The organism is Archangium lipolyticum (genome assembly GCF_024623785.1).
Classification (GTDB): Bacteria; Myxococcota; Myxococcia; order Myxococcales; family Myxococcaceae; genus Archangium; species Archangium lipolyticum.
On record NZ_JANKBZ010000013.1, the window covers coordinates 1 to 14,879 of the forward strand.

Annotated in this window: 15 protein-coding genes and 4 tRNA genes; 8 read left to right on the forward strand and 11 right to left on the reverse strand. The window is 69.7% G+C overall.

The window, feature by feature from the left end; all coding sequences use genetic code 11:
• The 9 genes from NR810_RS26170 to cglB form a co-directional block, all read right to left on the reverse strand.
• Window positions 1-478 (reverse strand): GTP-binding protein (locus tag NR810_RS26170; RefSeq protein WP_257456289.1); only part of this gene is annotated, 478 nt, incomplete at its 3' end.
• A 17-nt stretch (window positions 479-495) separates the two neighbouring features.
• Window positions 496-571 (reverse strand) — tRNA-Thr (locus NR810_RS26175).
• A gap of 22 nt (window positions 572-593) precedes the next feature.
• Window positions 594-669 (reverse strand) — tRNA-Gly (locus NR810_RS26180).
• A gap of 8 nt (window positions 670-677) precedes the next feature.
• Window positions 678-761 (reverse strand) — tRNA-Tyr (locus NR810_RS26185).
• Window positions 762-845: 84 nt separating this feature from the next.
• A tRNA-Thr gene (locus tag NR810_RS26190) sits at window positions 846-918 on the reverse strand.
• 131 nt (window positions 919-1,049) lie between these two features.
• Window positions 1,050-1,889 (reverse strand): 23S rRNA (guanosine(2251)-2'-O)-methyltransferase RlmB, encoded by an 840-nt coding sequence (rlmB, locus tag NR810_RS26195; RefSeq protein ID WP_257456290.1) that lies wholly within the window; start codon window positions 1,887-1,889, stop codon window positions 1,050-1,052.
• Window positions 1,890-1,892: 3 nt separating this feature from the next.
• Window positions 1,893-2,342, reverse strand: a complete 450-nt coding sequence (locus tag NR810_RS26200; protein WP_257456291.1) for a hypothetical protein — start codon at window positions 2,340-2,342, stop codon at window positions 1,893-1,895.
• Window positions 2,343-2,411: 69 nt separating this feature from the next.
• Window positions 2,412-3,368, reverse strand: a complete 957-nt coding sequence (locus tag NR810_RS26205; protein WP_257456292.1) for an ATP-grasp domain-containing protein — start codon at window positions 3,366-3,368, stop codon at window positions 2,412-2,414.
• Between the two features lie 60 nt (window positions 3,369-3,428).
• Window positions 3,429-4,682 carry an adventurous gliding motility lipoprotein CglB gene (cglB, locus tag NR810_RS26210; RefSeq protein ID WP_257456293.1) on the reverse strand — a complete coding sequence of 418 codons (1,254 nt, stop codon included), beginning with the start codon at window positions 4,680-4,682 and terminating at the stop codon, window positions 3,429-3,431.
• 339 nt (window positions 4,683-5,021) lie between these two features.
• Between cglB and NR810_RS26215 the strand changes: the two genes are divergently transcribed.
• The 5 genes from NR810_RS26215 (at window position 5,022) to NR810_RS26235 (ending at window position 10,588) form a co-directional block, all read left to right on the forward strand.
• The gene (locus NR810_RS26215; protein WP_257456294.1) at window positions 5,022-5,657 is read left to right on the forward strand and encodes a HEAT repeat domain-containing protein; all 636 of its coding nucleotides are present in this window, start codon (window positions 5,022-5,024) and stop codon (window positions 5,655-5,657) included.
• 33 nt (window positions 5,658-5,690) lie between these two features.
• Window positions 5,691-6,395 (forward strand): HAD family hydrolase, encoded by a 705-nt coding sequence (locus NR810_RS26220; protein ID WP_257456295.1) that lies wholly within the window; start codon window positions 5,691-5,693, stop codon window positions 6,393-6,395.
• Between the two features lie 83 nt (window positions 6,396-6,478).
• On the forward strand, window positions 6,479-7,561 hold the full coding sequence (locus tag NR810_RS26225) for a hypothetical protein (RefSeq protein WP_257456296.1): 1,083 nt from the start codon (window positions 6,479-6,481) through the stop codon (window positions 7,559-7,561).
• Window positions 7,562-7,599: 38 nt separating this feature from the next.
• Window positions 7,600-10,164 carry an ATP-dependent helicase HrpB gene (hrpB, locus tag NR810_RS26230; protein WP_257456297.1) on the forward strand — a complete coding sequence of 855 codons (2,565 nt, stop codon included), beginning with the start codon at window positions 7,600-7,602 and terminating at the stop codon, window positions 10,162-10,164.
• 175 nt (window positions 10,165-10,339) lie between these two features.
• Entirely contained in the window at window positions 10,340-10,588 is a 249-nt protein-coding gene (locus NR810_RS26235) for a hypothetical protein (protein WP_257456298.1), read from the forward strand.
• Window positions 10,589-10,660: 72 nt separating this feature from the next.
• On the opposite strand, the gene NR810_RS26240 is transcribed toward NR810_RS26235, so the two are convergent.
• Complete coding sequence (locus tag NR810_RS26240; protein ID WP_257456299.1) at window positions 10,661-11,134, reverse strand: GNAT family N-acetyltransferase; 474 nt, start codon at window positions 11,132-11,134, stop codon at window positions 10,661-10,663.
• An 80-nt stretch (window positions 11,135-11,214) separates the two neighbouring features.
• On the opposite strand from NR810_RS26240, the gene NR810_RS26245 reads away from it, so the two are divergent.
• The 3 genes from NR810_RS26245 to NR810_RS26255 all read left to right on the forward strand — a co-directional run bounded on the left by NR810_RS26245 (window position 11,215) and on the right by NR810_RS26255 (window position 14,362).
• Complete coding sequence (locus NR810_RS26245; RefSeq protein ID WP_257456300.1) at window positions 11,215-12,375, forward strand: MFS transporter; 1,161 nt, start codon at window positions 11,215-11,217, stop codon at window positions 12,373-12,375.
• 14 nt (window positions 12,376-12,389) lie between these two features.
• On the forward strand, window positions 12,390-13,445 hold the full coding sequence (locus NR810_RS26250; RefSeq protein WP_257456301.1) for a hypothetical protein: 1,056 nt from the start codon (window positions 12,390-12,392) through the stop codon (window positions 13,443-13,445).
• Between the two features lie 128 nt (window positions 13,446-13,573).
• Window positions 13,574-14,362 (forward strand): hypothetical protein, encoded by a 789-nt coding sequence (locus NR810_RS26255; RefSeq protein ID WP_257456302.1) that lies wholly within the window; start codon window positions 13,574-13,576, stop codon window positions 14,360-14,362.
• Between the two features lie 115 nt (window positions 14,363-14,477).
• On the opposite strand, the gene fdxA is transcribed toward NR810_RS26255, so the two are convergent.
• The gene (fdxA, locus tag NR810_RS26260; protein ID WP_257456303.1) at window positions 14,478-14,813 is read right to left on the reverse strand and encodes a ferredoxin FdxA; all 336 of its coding nucleotides are present in this window, start codon (window positions 14,811-14,813) and stop codon (window positions 14,478-14,480) included.
• Window positions 14,814-14,879 lie beyond the last annotated feature (66 nt).

The window sequence follows — 14,879 nt, forward strand, 5'->3', positions numbered from 1 at the left end:
TCTTGAGCAGGTCGCGGACCTCCATCTCCACGAGCTCGCGCAGCTCGGGGTCGTCCAGCATGTCGACCTTGTTCAGGAAGACCACGATGTAGGGCACGCCCACCTGGCGGGCGAGCAGGATGTGCTCACGCGTCTGGGGCATCGGACCGTCGGCGGCCGAGACCACGAGGATGGCGCCGTCCATCTGCGCCGCGCCCGTGATCATGTTCTTGACGTAGTCGGCGTGGCCCGGGCAGTCGACGTGCGCGTAGTGACGGTTCTTCGTCTGGTACTCCACGTGCGCCGTGGAGATGGTGATGCCGCGCTCGCGCTCCTCGGGGGCCTTGTCGATCTGGTCGTACGCGAGGAACGTCGCGCCGCCCGTCTTCGCCAGCACCTTGGTGATGGCCGCCGTCAGAGAGGTCTTGCCGTGGTCAACGTGGCCAATGGTGCCGATGTTGACGTGGGGCTTAGTTCTTTCGAACTTTTCCTTGGACATAACGCTCCTCGAAAAAATGGAGCCCCGAACCAGGATTGAACTGGTGACCTCATCCTTACCAAGGATGCGCTCTGCCAACTGAGCTATCGGGGCTTGTATCTGCGACTACAACAACTGGAGCGGGAAATGGGACTCGAACCCACGACATTCAGCTTGGAAGGCTGACGCTCTACCAACTGAGCTATTCCCGCGATGCCGATGGAGGGGGTTGGATTCGAACCAACGAAGGCGTAGAGCCGGCAGATTTACAGTCTGCTCCCTTTGGCCACTTGGGTACCCCTCCTTGACGCTCTCCTCAACTACCTCAAGACCGCGCTTTCTTCCTACTGCTTTTTTGCCCCGGGCCCTCATCCGCGGCCCCGTGCTTGGCCGGCGGCGGGACTTGAACCCGCGACCTACTGATTACAAATCAGTTGCTCTACCGACTGAGCTACACCGGCGTCCATCACTCCGGCTGCTTCTTCCCCCGACCCGCCCTTCCCTTCGCCGGGACCGCCTACCGCCCGTCCCGTCGAGGCGCGCCCTTTTAGAAGTCCCCGCCGTCCAAGTCAAGGAGTTTGATCCGGACGGTTCATCTTCCTGCACCGGGGCGTGACATCCCCCGCTGCCGGGCGGCCTCGTATAGCAGAATCGCCGCCGAAACGGACGCATTCAGGGAACCCACCTGACCGAGCATCGGAATCCTGAGCCGGAAGTCACAGTGCTCGAGGACCCCCTGACGCACGCCCGCCCCCTCGGCCCCCACGACCAGCGCCAACGGGCCGTCCAGCCGGGCGCTCCACATGGGCTCGTTCGAGTGCGGATCCGCCGCGGCGATCCACACCCCCGCCTCCTTCAGCTCCTCCAGTGTCCGCGACAGGTTGACCACCCGCGCGATGGGACAGTGCTCCACCGCCCCCGCCGAGGCCTTGGCCACCACTCCCGTCACCGGCACCGCCCGGTCCTTGGCGATGATCACCCCGTGTGCCCCCAGCGCGTGCGCCGAACGCACGATGGCCCCGAAGTTGTGCGGATCCTGGATTCCGTCCAGGACCACCAGCAGTGGAGGCCGCCCGCTCGCCTCGGCCGCATCCAGCAGATCCTGAACATCCGCGTACTCGAAGCCCCGCAGCTCGGCCACCACCCCCTGGTGCACCCCTCCGTCGGTCAGCGCCGCCAGGCGCTCCCGAGGCACCCGCTCCACCCGGATGCCCGCGTCCCTCGCGCGGCTGAAGATCTCCGCCGCCGCCTTCGCCGCCAGCTGCCCCTCGGTGATGAGCAGGCGCTCCACCCGCTCCGCGTGCGCCCGCAACGACTCGAGCACCGGGTTCACTCCGTACACGTAGCGCTGCTGCTCGCCACGCTCGCGGTCTCCTCCGCGCTCGCGGTCTCCCCCACGCTCACTGCCCCTGGACGAACGCTGGCGTGCCACGAGCTAGAGGACCTCGACGGGGATGGAGAACGTCTTCTGCTGCCGGGCGCAGAGCGACTCCGTGCAGATGAAGAAGGTGAGCTTCGCGTCCACCGTGCCCTTGCCGGCCGCCGAGGCCTTGAACGGCACCTCGAAGCGCGGATCCACGAACTGCTGCCCCGCGGCCTTCTTCGCCACCGAGTCCGTCAGCGCCAGCTTCTCCTTGGCGGGCGTGAGCTGCGTCCCCTTGAGCTCCAGCTTCAGCGGCGCCTCGTCGGACACGTGGGCACCCTGCTTGCTCTTGATGGACAACACGAACACGCCCTGCTCGCCGGCCTTCACCTGGGTGGACGTGCCCTCCGTGCTCACCTCATAGAGGGTCGTGGGATCCACCTGCCCCTCGGCATGAACCCGGGTGCAGACGAGGGCCACCACCGCGGCGGCCAGCGAAGTGATGCGTCGGACGTGCAGCATGTTTCGTTCTCCTTCGTCGGTCGGGTCCACCCTATAACCGACACCCCGATGCCCGGGGGCTCTTTCTGCTCACGCACCACCCGACGAGGCCTTGGAGACACGCTTCCGCCGGGGCGGTACCGTCGGCTCCGGCAGTCCCACCTTCGGGCCCCCGGCTCCCAGTTCCTCGGCGCGCTGGATGATGACGCTGGCCAGGTCCAACCCCGTGGCCTTCTCCATCTCCGGAAGGGCCGGGGAGCTGTTGACCTCGAATACCTTGGGGTGCCCCTCCTCCACGTCGAGCAGGTCCACCGCCGCGACTTCCAGGCCCACCAGCATGGCCGTCTTCTCCGCCGCCTGCCGGTGGGACTCCGTGAGCTGGATGCCCTCCAGCCTCGCTCCCCGGTTCAGCGTGTAGGACAACCGGCCGATCCTCGGCCGACGCCGCACCGCCGCCACCGCACGCCCTCCCACCACCAGCACCCGCACGTCCTTCCCGGTGTTCTCCACGTACTGCTGGACGACCAGGTTGTGGCCCAGCCCGAGGATGGCCTCGAGTGCCGCCTCCAGCGACTGGAGGCTCTCGCACACCATCACCCCGTGCTTCTCCTGGCCCTGCAGCAGCTTCACCAACACCGGCACGCCCCCCACCAGGCCCACCATCTCCTTCAGGTCCCCCGCGTCACGCGCCATCACCGTCGCCGGGATGTGGATGCCGTGCGCCGACAGCAGCTGCAACGAGCGCATCTTGTTGCGCGACTCGGCGATCGCCCGCGCCGTGTTCACCAGCGGTACCCCGCACATGGCGAACTGGTTCACCACCGCCAACCCATAGTTGCTGATGGACTGCGCGATGCGCGGAATGACCACGTCGCACGGGGACAGCTTGCGGCGCCGGTAGTAGAGGTTGGCGCTCTGTCCGTCCAGGTGCATCTCCACCCGGACCGGGTTGAGCACTCGCACCTGGTGCCCTCTCGCTCGCCCCGCCTCGACAAGACGTCTGGTGGACGAAATGGAAGCGGAGCGCGAAAGGATGGTGATCTTCATGGGCGGCGGGAGCCGGAGACATAGCCCCGACCCCTCACCGCGTAAAGCCGCCCCTGCGGGCTACCGCTTCCGGACGGCTCGCACTTCGATGTTCGCCGGGTTGGCCGGCGTGGACTCCCCGAGGCGCGAGCACACGGAGCCCGTGAACCTGATGGTGTCGCCCGACATGGTCCACGTGTCCGGACCCTGATCCAGGCGCTCGCCGTTCAGGTACACCACCACCAGATCATCGGTGGTCGGAAGCTCCTCGGGATCGAAGGTCAGCAGGCAGGGATCCGATCCGATCTTCTTGCCGATCTCCTTCAGCGCGTTCACCAGCTCGGACCTGTTGGCCGCCTGATAGAAGCCGCGATTGCACAGCCCCGCGGCCTTGTCGCACGTATCACCCGTGCCACAGTCCAGGTCCACCTTGCACGTACGCGCGAAGCCACCCGCCCGGGCCATGGCGTCGAGCGTCGCCGCGCCCCGACGTCCCGGCTCGCTGCCCGCGTTGAAGTCCGCTCCGAAGCCGATGACGATGGTCTGGATGTTCTTGGCGCGCAGCTTCTCCACCGCCGCCACCGAGGCGTCCTTGTCGAGGCAGCCGTCCTCCGGGGCGAACTCGCAGCCACCTTCCAGCGTGCAGAAGCACCCGGCGTTCGGGTACGGCGTCGGGAACTGCGCGTTGCAGTTGGGCAGACCGTCCGTCAGCACCACCACGAAGTCGGAGCGCTCGTCCGTCTGCAACTCCGGAAGCTTGCCCACGTACTCGAGGCTCAGACCCGTGGGCGTTCCCCCGATGGGAACCCGGGCGTTCGTCGGGGTCGCGTAGGTGGTGATGCTCTGGATCTCAGCCAACACACTCTTGGCGTTGGCGTCGAGCGTGGCATCGTCCTCCTTGTCCGCGGTGGGCAGCGGAATCGCGACCGAGCCCGTGGAACCGCAGTAATCGTCCGACGGATAGGTGGTGAGGCCAAAGCGGGCAATCGTCCCGCTGCTCCCCAGGAAGTCCCCCATCGCCTTCTGCAGCGCGCTCCAGCGCGTGTCACAGCCGCTCGCGATGGGGCACTGGAACGTCTCGTCACCGCAGGTCACGTTGTTCCGCTTGCAGGCGGCGAGGCTCGGGTCCGCCGGCGCCGTCATCGAGCCGGACGTGTCCACCAACAGCATCAGGTTCGGCTTGCGCTCTCGCGCTTCGATCCGCCGCGTCTCCGTCGTCTGGGTGATGGCGAGCGGCTCCACCGGCTCGAAGTCATAGGTCTGGCATCCCGTGGCAAGAACTCCACCCAGGGTGCCCACCACCAGGGCGCTCAGAAGGTTCAGCTTGGCGCGCATAGATTGAAGTCGCTCCTCGATAATCAGCGCGGGTCGTGCCCGCGTTCACAGGGAACCGGCCCTGAAAGCGCGCCGAGGATACCCTCTCGCACGCGCTCTCGGCCAGCCTTCCCCGCAGGCCTACCTAGAGGGCAAGGGTGCGTACACCCTCGACATTTTCTTCTCGGTGTGGGGGAGGCGGCGATTGTCCTCCACCTCAACACCACCACGCTTCAACAATCCATTCTCAACGAAAGGCACTCGCGGTTCTCAACGAAAGCACCCCGGGTGCATCCCATCCGCACTGGCCTCCGGCCTATAACCAGGGTCCGTCGAACGTCCGTCCGAGGGAGCCTCCCCATGTCATCCTCCCCTCCCCCCGCCTCCCTGCCCTCCCGCGAGTGGTGCGCCCACCTCGCCCGAGTCAGCGCGCTCGCCTCCCTGCTCCTGACGAGCCCCGCGCACTTCGGGCAGGCCTCCGCCGCCAGGATGCCGCCCGCCTCCCCCAGCGCGCCCAGGGCCCCCGGGACGTTGCACCAGGAGATCCTCCGCCTGCTGGAGAGCCCCGAGTCCCTCCCGCGCGAGGCCGATTGGGCTCCCCTGGGCCCCGAGGCCCTCACCGAGCTCTCCGGGCTCGCCAGCAACCCCGACGCCCCAGAGCCTCGACGCACCCGCGCCGTCGCCGCCATGGCCGTGGTCTCCCACCCCGAGGCCTCCCAGCGGCTCCAGCAGCTCCTTCGCAGCTCCGAGGCTCCCCCCTCCCTGCGCGCCGCCGCCACCCTCGCCCTGGGCCGCCGCGCGGGACTCGAGGCCGTTCCCCTCCTGATGCCCCTCCTGGAGGACCGCAATGAGCAGGTGCGCGCCACCGCCGCCCAAGCCGTCGGACGCATGGGGGGCCCCGAGGCTCGCAAGGTCCTGGAGGAGCGGTTGCCCCTCGAGGAGAACCTGGAGGTTCGCGAGGCCATCCAGCGCGGGTTGAGCTACATCGAACCGTAAGGGAGGCTCGCATCGGGAGGGGGCTTCCATTAGATGGGGGCCATGCGCCCCACCGTCCTCCTCTTCGATATCGATGGCACCCTCGTCACCACCGGCGGCGCAGGCCGTCGTGCCATGAATCTCGCCTTCCAGAAGCTTCATGGCCGCCCCGATGCCTGTGACTCCTTCAGCATGTCCGGCATGACCGACCGCGCCATCGTCCGCAAGGCGCTCGACACCATCGGCGTCCACCCCTCCCCCGAGGCCATCTCCGCCGTCATCGACTCCTACCTCCAGTTCCTCGCCGAGGAGGTCCCCCGCGTCGATGACCGCGACTACCGCCTCCACCCCGGCATGCGCGAGGCCGTCGAGACCGCCCTCTCCCGCAAGGGCTTCGCCGTCGGGCTCGGCACCGGCAACGTGCGCGAGGGCGCTCGCATCAAGCTCGAGCGCGTCCGCATCCATGACCGCTTCTCCTTCGGTGGTTTCGGCTGCGACCACGAGGACCGCGTCGAGCTCATCCGCCATGGCGCCCGCGGCGGTGCCGCCCTGCTCGGTGTCCCCCTCGAGGAGTGCCGTGTCGTCGTCATCGGTGACACCCCCAAGGATGTCGCCGCCGCCAAGGGCATCGGCGCCACCTGCATCGGCGTGGGTACCGGCAGCTTCACCCCCGAGGCCTTGATCGCCTCCGGGGCCGAGTACGCGTTCCCCGACTTCACCGCCCGCGAAGCGCTCGCCGCCCTGCTCGACGGGCGCTGAACCGGCCTCTCTCTTCGGGCTTCCCTCCGCCCCGGGTGTGGTATCTCCCCCCGTCCCGCCCGGGACCCGAGGAGGCCCTCCCCATGTCGCTGTCCACCCTGGAAGCCTACGATCTCGTCCGTTTCGCCGAGGCCTTCGACTCGCGCCTCGCCGCCGCTGATGAGTTGCTCGCGGGCCGCCCGGGCCTGGAGCGCGAGAAGGAGTGGCTGTCCACCGCCATCCAGATCCTTCGCACCGAGCGCGCCCCCGCCTCCTCCATCCTCGAGAAGGTCCGCGACCTGCCCGAGCTCGAGGAGGTCCGCGAGGAGTTCGCCTACACCCTCCAGAACCTCTGGGTCGACTCCCTCGAGAAGCTCCACGCCGGCATCACCTTCTGCGCCAGCAGCCGCGCCCCCGTCATCGAGGCCCTCTTCCCCCACCTCAAGTTCCCCCAGCTCCGCCGCGCCTCCCGCGAGGCCATCCAGGAGTTCGTCGCCGGCTACGAGCGCCGCCTCAAGTCCTCCTACGTCTCCCGCATCCTCGCCCGCGACGACTTCTCCTTCGTCCGCCCCGTCCTCGACCAGGTCGCCTCCGCCTTCTCCCAGTGGCAGTCCAGCTTCGTCCCCGTCCAGCTCCCCCACGAACAGGCCGCTCCCCTCCGCGCCGAGCTCATCGCCCTGGGCAAGCGGTTGGATCTCGCCCTCCGTCAGGCCCGCTGCCTCGCCGAAGCCGCCCTCGCCCCCATCCCGGATGCCTTCGAGAACTCGGGCCTCGCCGCCAAGCCTCGCAAGCGCGCCGGACGCGGTCTGCCCTTCCTGGACTCCCCCGAGGTCAGTGACGCCGAGCTCGCCGCCGCCGAGGCCCTGGCCCCCGAGGCGGGGCCCATCGAGACCGACTCCGTCGAGCCCAGTGCCGCCGAGCTGGCCGAGCTCGCCGCGCTCTCCGGGGCCGCTCCCGCCGACGCGCCGGCTCCCACCGAGCCCGTGAGCGAGGCCTCGCCGACGGCCCCCGAGGCCCAGCCCGCTCCCGAGCCTCCTCCCGCCCCCCCGGCCGCCGAGCCTCCTCCCGCCGAGGCCGCGGCTCCGGAGCCCGCTCCCACCCCCGAGACGAAGTCCGCTCCCAAGACGGCCGGCAAGCGAGGACGCAAGAAGGGCGATTCCAAGTCCACGTCCTCGGAGCCGGCCTGAAAGCGAGGCCCTCCGGCCTCCGTTAAGAGGATTCGGCCATGGCCGACGTCGCCCTCCCCATCGACCCGCTCCTGCCCGAGATCGTCGCCACCCTCCGTGGCGCGAAGTCGCTCGTGCTGGAAGCCCCTCCCGGCGCCGGCAAGACGACCCGCGTTCCCCGCGCCTTGCTCGAAGCCGGCCTCGGCCAGGGCAAGGAGATCGTCGTCCTCCAGCCCCGCCGCCTCCCCACCCGGCTCGCCGCCCAGCGCGTCTCGGAGGAGATCGGCGAGCGCGTGGGCGAGACCGTCGGCTACCAGGTCCGCTTCGAGGACGTCCGCGGCCCCAAGACCCGCCTCTCCTTCGTCACCGAGGGCGTGCTCGGCCGCCGCCTCCTCACGGACCCCACCCTGCGCGACGTGGGCGTGGTCGTGCTCGACGAGTTCCACGAGCGCCACCTCTCCGCCGACATCTCCCTCGCCCTCCTGCGCCGCCTCCAGCAGGGCCCCCGGCCCGACCTGAAGCTCGTGGTCATGTCCGCCACGCTCGAGGCCGCACCCATCAGCGCCTACCTCGACGGCTGCCCCACCCTCCGCTCCGAGGGCCGCCGCTTCGATGTCAGCCTCGAGTACCTCCCCACCGCCGATGACCGGTACCTCGATGCCCAGGTGCTCTCCGCCATCAAGCGGCTCCATGCCAACGGCCTCGACGGCGACGTGCTCGTCTTCCTCCCCGGCGCCGGGGAGATCCGCCGCGCGAAGGACACCTGCGCCGAGTTCGCCGAGCGCCACGGCATCGACCTGCTCCCACTCCACGGCGACCTGCCCCCCGCCGAGCAGGATCGCGCCGTGCGCCGCAGCTCGCGCCGGAAGATCATCCTCTCCACCAACGTCGCGGAGACCTCCGTCACCATCGACGGGGTCGCCGCCGTCATCGACAGCGGCCTGGCCCGCGTGGCCTCGCACTCGCCCTGGTCCGGGCTGCCCATCCTCAAGCTCGCCAAGGTGAGCCGGGCCTCCGCCACCCAGCGCGCCGGCCGCGCCGGCCGTACCCGCTCCGGTCACTGTCTCCGCCTCTACACCCAGCACGACTTCGACGGCCGCCCCGAACAGGACGCCCCCGAAATCCGCCGCATGGACCTGGCCGAGACCGTGCTCTCCCTGCGCGCCTCGGGCATCAAGGACCTGGTCTCCTTCCCCTTCTTCGAGCCGCCTCCGTCCGCCTCGCTCGAGGCCGCGGAAACCCTGCTGCGCCGCCTGGGCGCCGTGGACTCCCAGGGCTCCGTCACGGACATCGGCCAGCGCCTGCTGCGCTTCCCCCTCCACCCCCGTCAGGCCCGCATCATCGTCGAGGGCGAGCGGCGCGGTGTCGGCGCGGACTCGGCCCTCCTCGCCGCCCTCGTCGGTGAGCGAGACATCCGCCGCGAGGCGCGCACCAACCTCTCCGGCCCCGGCCGGGCCGCCAACGTCGTCGCCGGGCCCTCGGACCTGCTGGAGCTGCTCGAGCGCTTCCGCGAGGCCGAGCGCTCCAACTTCTCCTCTGGCCGCGTGCAGTCGCTCTCCCTGGAACAGGGCGCGGTGCAGGCCGTGGACCGGGTCCAGAAACAGCTCCGGCGCGCCGTGCGCGAGCAGGGCAAGCGGCCCTCACGTCCCGAACAGGTGGAACAGGCACTGATGCTCAGCGTGCTCGCCGGCTACCCGGACCGCGTGGCCCGGCGCCGCAAGGCCCGCTCTCCCGAGCTGCTCCTCTTCGGCGGAGGCACCGCGCAGCTCTCCGAGGTCAGCGTCGTCCAGGAGCCCGAGCTCATGGTCGCCGTGGACGTCGAGGAGCGCCCAGGCCGCGGCGTCATCGTCCGCCTCGCCAGCGCCGTGGAGCCCGAGTGGCTCCTCGACCTGTACCCCGAGGCCCTGGAGGAGGTGGATACCCTCCAGTGGAACCCCGACGCCAGGCGCGTCGAGCGCATCACCCGCCTGGCCTACGGCAACCTCGTCCTCGAGGAGACCCGGACCCCCGCCCCGCCCTCCGAGGCGGCCGCGCGCGTCCTCGTCGAGCAGGCCCTCGCCGCCGGCCCCGGCCGCTTCGCCGACCCCGAGGCCCTCGTGCAGTGGCGCACCCGCGTCGCGCTGCTCGCCCAGGCCTTCCCCGAGGCCGGCTTCCCCACCGTGGACGACGCCTTCATGCGCGACGCCCTCGCCTCCCTGTGCGCCGGCGCCCGGAGCTTCGCGGACCTCGACGGCGTGTCCCTCCTGGATGCCCTCCAGGCCCGGCTCTCCTCCGAGCAGGCCCGGCTCCTCGCCAACCACACCCCCGAGAAGGTCTCCCTCCCCGGCGGACGTACCGCGAAGGTCCACTACGAGCCCGGGAAACCCCCTTGGGTCGAGTCCCGTCTCCAGGACTTCTTTGGTATGGCCCAGGGCCCCAGTGTGTGCGCCGGCAGGGTGCCCCTCGTCCTCCACCTGCTCGCCCCCAACATGCGCGCCGTCCAGGTCACCACCGACCTCGCCGGCTTCTGGGAGCGCCACTACCCCTCCATCCGCAAGGAGCTGTGCCGGAAGTATCCCAAGCACAGCTGGCCCGAGGATCCGCGCCACGCGCAGACCCCCGCCGAGCGGGGACGCAGGATTTGAACCCGCACCCGCTTGCCTGGCGGGACGCTCCCATGTTCAACCTCGGGCCTCACCGTCCACGGACATGGCCCGCGAAACCTCGCGGCAACCGCCCGTGGCAATGGCGATTGGGAGGCAACGCATGTCGAGGTTTCATGGTCCGGAGCGGGTGCGGTCCGCTTCTTCTCGGAGAAGCTTGAAGTGGAGCCCCTGGCTCCTGGCGACGTGGCTGGTGGCGTGCGGTCCCGCCCCAGAGGTGGACACGGCCCGGGAGACGGCGGCGGACTCGGCGGCCCTCATCCCCTCGACCGATACGGAGGAGTGTGACCCCGAGGGTCCCATCCCCGTCTGCGCCAATCCCGGGCCCGGTTGCACCAGTGAGTTGCTGTGCGTGCGCGCCCACTGGACGTGTGGCCCCATCGTGTGCACCGGCGGCGACAGCTAGCCAACCCGAGGTGCTCGCTACCCACACCCCGTCCCTCTCCCGAAGGGAGAGGGGTGGATGGGGGCCTCGGGACTACAGCTTCTTGCGCATCTCCAGGTGGTCGATGCCCGCTTCCTTGAAGACCTCGCCCAACGGCTCGTAGCCCTGCTTCTTGTAGAACTCGAGCGCGTACAGCTGCGAGTGCAGCATGATGCCGTTCACGCCCCGCCGCCGCGCCTCGTCCTCCAGCGACGTCAACAGCAGCGAGCCCACTCGCGCCTTGCGGTGCGCCTGCAACACCGCCATGCGGCCAATCTGCGCCCACGTCCCGCGCTCTCCAGGGGGCGGCTCGGGCAGCATCACCAGACGTCCCGTCCCGATGGCGTGCCCTCCTTGGAACGCCATCACATGGTACGCCTTCGCGTCCTCGGCATCTCGCTCGATGCCTTCGGGAACGTGCTGCTCCTCGATGAACACCACCTCGCGGATGGCGAGCGCCTGAAACAACTCCGCCTCGCTCTTGATCTGAGCGATGGTCACAGGCTGGGGATTCTCCGGGGTCGACATGGCTCGGGCAAGGTACACAAAAGCTGGCGGGTCAAACAGACCAAAAGGCACACCCTCGTTTCAAGCGCTCCCCCGACACGATGCCTCCTCACCAGGCCGCCGGACGGCTCCCGATCATCGGCTTCTACGTCCTCTACTTCAGCGTCACCGGCATCGTCCTGCCCTTCCTCCCCGCCTACCTGAAGTCCCTCGCACTCTCCGTCACCCAGGTAGGACTCCTCTTGTGCCTCAGTCCCCTGCTGGCCCTGGGAGCGCCCCACTTCTGGGCCCACCTCGCCGATCGCACCGGCCGCCCCAGCCGCGTCCTCACCGTGCTCGCCGCTGGCATGTGCGCGGGCTTCAGCCCCCTGCTCTTCGTCGACCGCTTCCCCGCCCTCGTCCTCACCTTCACGGGCTACGCCTTCTTCGCCTCCTCCATCACGCCCCTGGTGGACAGCCTCGCCCTTCAACATGTCGCCCGGGCCGGTGGCTCCTATGCCCACCTGCGCCTCTTCGGCTCCCTCGGGTTCGTGCTCTCCTCCACCCTCTTCGGCCTCCTCGTGGACTCCGTGGGGCGCGCCACCGTCCTCGCTCCCGTGGCCCTCCTGGCCATGCTCACCCTCTGGAGCCTCACCCTCCGGGATCCGGAAGGCCCCACGAAGAGCACCCTCCACCCCCTCTCCGGGCTCAAGCTCCTGGCCGACCGCGACCTGCGCTGGCTTCTCGCCGCCTCCGCCCTCCACTGGATCGCCTGCGCCCCCTACCACGGCACCTTCTCCATCTTCGTCGGCTCGCTCGGCCTGCCTCCCTCGGTGGTGGGCCTCTCCGCCGCGCTCGGGGTCGCCGCCGAGCTGGGCGTGATGCTCCTCTACCCCCGCGCGGCCGAGCGCATCTCGCCCCGTCACCTGCTGGCCCTCGCCTTCGCCGTGAGCGCCCTGCGCTGGGCGGGCCTCGCCATGACCACCTCGGCTCCCGTCATCGCCACCCTCTCGCTCCTCCATGGCATGACCTTCGGCGCCTTCTACGTGGCCGCCATCGCCTTCGTGGCCCGCCGCGTCCCTCCCCACCTGCGCGCCTCCGGCCAGGGCCTCTTCGCCGCCGTCACCTTCGGCGTCGGAGGCCTGGTGGGCTATGCCTCCGCGGGGGCCGGCTATGACTGGCTCGGGGGTCACCGCCTCTTCGCCGTCGCCAGCGTCCTCGAGCTGGCCGCCGCCGCGATCGTCCTCCGCATCACTCCCCAGGAGACCGACAGCCCGGCGTGATAAAGTGCGGCGCGATGCGATCCTCTCTCCTCGCACTCGTCCTCGGTCTCTTCTCCCTCCCCGCCGCCGCCCAGCCCGAGGTGTTCTTCGGCGCTGGCAACGACGTGCCCAACATCAAGGAGGAGGACTTCGACCGCCGCTTCCTCAAGACGGGCCTGTACAAGGCCCTCGCGCAGGGAACGAACGACCCGGGCTGTACCCAGCTCCTCGGAGGGCTGCTCACCCTGCTCGGGGAGACGGCCCCCATGCTCCACAAGCGCGACGAGAACTTCTACCTGGACCCCATGCTCGTCCAGGCGCTCAACACGCAGCTGAGCACCCAGCGCTTCCAGGGCAGTGCCTATATGGTGGCCATGGTGCGGCGCGTGCTGATCGACCACAAGCTGCCGCCCGATTGGATGAAGACCGCGTCCACCCTCGGGCCCGTGGTGGGCATCATCGACGTGGGCAAGCTGCGCTTCCTCTCCGAGGGACTGCAACCCATCGACAGCTTCTTCCTCACCCTCCCGGCCCTGCGCGAGCGCTATGAGATCGAGGTCCGCCGCGCCAACGCCACCGCCGCCGGCTCGGCCGAGAAGCTGTTCCGGGAGAACTACCTCGACCGGCAGGTGGCCTTCGGCAACCTCGAGCTGATCGACGTGCGCATCGAGAAGCCGAAGAAGAAGCCCAAGAAGCGCAAGGGCGAGCCCGTCGAGGAGGAGCCGCCCACCGCCGTGGCCCGGATGGTGTGGTACCCGCCGGATCCCAACGCCGGGCAGCTCAACATCTACGGCACGCCGACCAAGCCTCCCATGGTCAACATCACCGCGAGGCTCGCCCAGCAGCAGTACCTGGACCTGAGCCGCATTCCCAAGGGCACCCGGCTGATGGTGCGCGGGCGCTTCTGGGCCTTCAAGAAGGCGGTGGACGACGTGGAGCTTCGCGACGCCCTCATCTTCCAGGATCGCGACTGGTCCCAGGGCGCGATCCTGGCGGACCCCAACGCCGTGGCCCGGTGCCCCTTCGCCACCAACGATCTCATGGGTGCCGCCCCCGTGCAGCCGGGCGCCTTCGGCCAGCCCAGCCGGTAGGGCACCCCTCGTCTCCCTCCTGAGCCTCCCGTCCACCGCCGGAGAGTCCTCGTCCCTGGCTCTCCGGCGCATGCCTCCTGGCACGGGCCGTGCTCCCCCTCGGGTCCCACCCTGCTCCCCGAGGCACCATGAAAATCGACGGTCGCGACAAGGCGGCGCCGGCCCGGTCCGCGCCGGCCAGAGGGCGTTTCCAGGAAGAGTTGAAGAAGGCCCACCCGGATGCGGCGAAGACGCCACTCCGGGGAGGACAGGTCGCCCGAGCCCCCGTGGCTCCCCCGCGTGGAACCACCGCGACCCTGGCCACCACCGCGACCCTGGCCACCACCGGGCTGGCCCGGACGCCGCCCCGGGGTGCCTATGCCAGCACCGAGCACCTCGGCCAGGTGCGCCAGGGCCTGAGCGCCGAGGCCCACCGGCTCCGGGACGTGCGCGGCGAGGCCCACCAGACGCACCAGGAGCGGGTCCAGCAGCGCGTGACGGACCTCCTCGTCCGGGAGCTGGCCCGGGAGACACGCGCCGAGCCGGTGGCACCCCGCTCCGCTCCGGCCTCGCCGGGTCCCGAGAGCCTCTCCCCCACGGCCCAGGTGGAGGGGGTCTCCGCGGGAGAGGCACGTCCAGGCGGCTCGGGAGGCACCCGCGCGGCGAGCGTGGACGCACCGGCTCCCGAGGCCCGCGCCCAGGCGGCCCTGGAGCTCATCGAGAAGATCGAGGTCTTCGTGAAGTCGCAACGGCCCGCGCTGGCGATGCACCTGGGCGGAGCGCTGAACGCCACGGTGGAGGTGGAGCGTACGGGCGCTCGCGAGGTGGCCCTGCGCATCCAGGGACGGCACGGACCCCTGCCCCAGGAGGAGCTGGCCCGCATCCGCGAGGCCCTGGGCGCACGGGGGCTGAAGCTCAGTGCCTTCCTCACCGCCTGAGAAGAACCCAGGGCATGACAAAGGCTCTCACGCCTTCCGGCGGAGAGCCCCTGGCACGACCCTCACCCTGCCCCTCTCCCAGAGGGAGAGGGAATCCAGCGGAGAGGCACCCGGCCTACTTGCCGGGCTTGGCGTCCAGCATGCTGCGCTTGCCCTTCTTGTCCTTGAACTCCTCGGCGTCGGGCAAGGAGGCCTTCTTCTCCGCGATGTTCGGCCACTGGGTGGCGAACTGCGCGTTCAACGCCTTGTACTCGGCGTACTCGGAGGGCAGGTCCGACTCGGGGAAGATCGCCTTCGTCGGGCAGACCGGCTCACACGCGCCGCAGTCGATGCACTCGTCGGGGTGGATGACCAGGAAGTTGGCCCCCTCGTAGAAGCAATTGACCGGGCAGACCTCGACACAGTCGGTGTACTTGCACTTGATGCAAGGCTCGGTGACCACGTACGCCATCGTGAAATTCTCCTCTTGGAGTGAGTCCGTGCGCGCGCACACTAATGGGTTGTAACGGGGGTGGCA

Coding starts and splice junctions, on each gene's coding strand:
- NR810_RS26200 (WP_257456291.1), bottom strand. CDS start 2,342: ATGCTGCACGTCCGACGCATCACTTCGCTGGCCGCCGCGGTGGTGGCC.
- hrpB (WP_257456297.1), top strand. CDS start 7,600: ATGGCCGACGTCGCCCTCCCCATCGACCCGCTCCTGCCCGAGATCGTC.
- NR810_RS26215 (WP_257456294.1), top strand. CDS start 5,022: ATGTCATCCTCCCCTCCCCCCGCCTCCCTGCCCTCCCGCGAGTGGTGC.
- NR810_RS26240 (WP_257456299.1), bottom strand. CDS start 11,134: ATGTCGACCCCGGAGAATCCCCAGCCTGTGACCATCGCTCAGATCAAG.
- NR810_RS26255 (WP_257456302.1), top strand. CDS start 13,574: ATGAAAATCGACGGTCGCGACAAGGCGGCGCCGGCCCGGTCCGCGCCG.
- NR810_RS26205 (WP_257456292.1), bottom strand. CDS start 3,368: ATGAAGATCACCATCCTTTCGCGCTCCGCTTCCATTTCGTCCACCAGA.
- NR810_RS26225 (WP_257456296.1), top strand. CDS start 6,479: ATGTCGCTGTCCACCCTGGAAGCCTACGATCTCGTCCGTTTCGCCGAG.
- NR810_RS26220 (WP_257456295.1), top strand. CDS start 5,691: ATGGGGGCCATGCGCCCCACCGTCCTCCTCTTCGATATCGATGGCACC.
- cglB (WP_257456293.1), bottom strand. CDS start 4,682: ATGCGCGCCAAGCTGAACCTTCTGAGCGCCCTGGTGGTGGGCACCCTG.
- NR810_RS26245 (WP_257456300.1), top strand. CDS start 11,215: ATGCCTCCTCACCAGGCCGCCGGACGGCTCCCGATCATCGGCTTCTAC.
- NR810_RS26250 (WP_257456301.1), top strand. CDS start 12,390: ATGCGATCCTCTCTCCTCGCACTCGTCCTCGGTCTCTTCTCCCTCCCC.
- fdxA (WP_257456303.1), bottom strand. CDS start 14,813: ATGGCGTACGTGGTCACCGAGCCTTGCATCAAGTGCAAGTACACCGAC.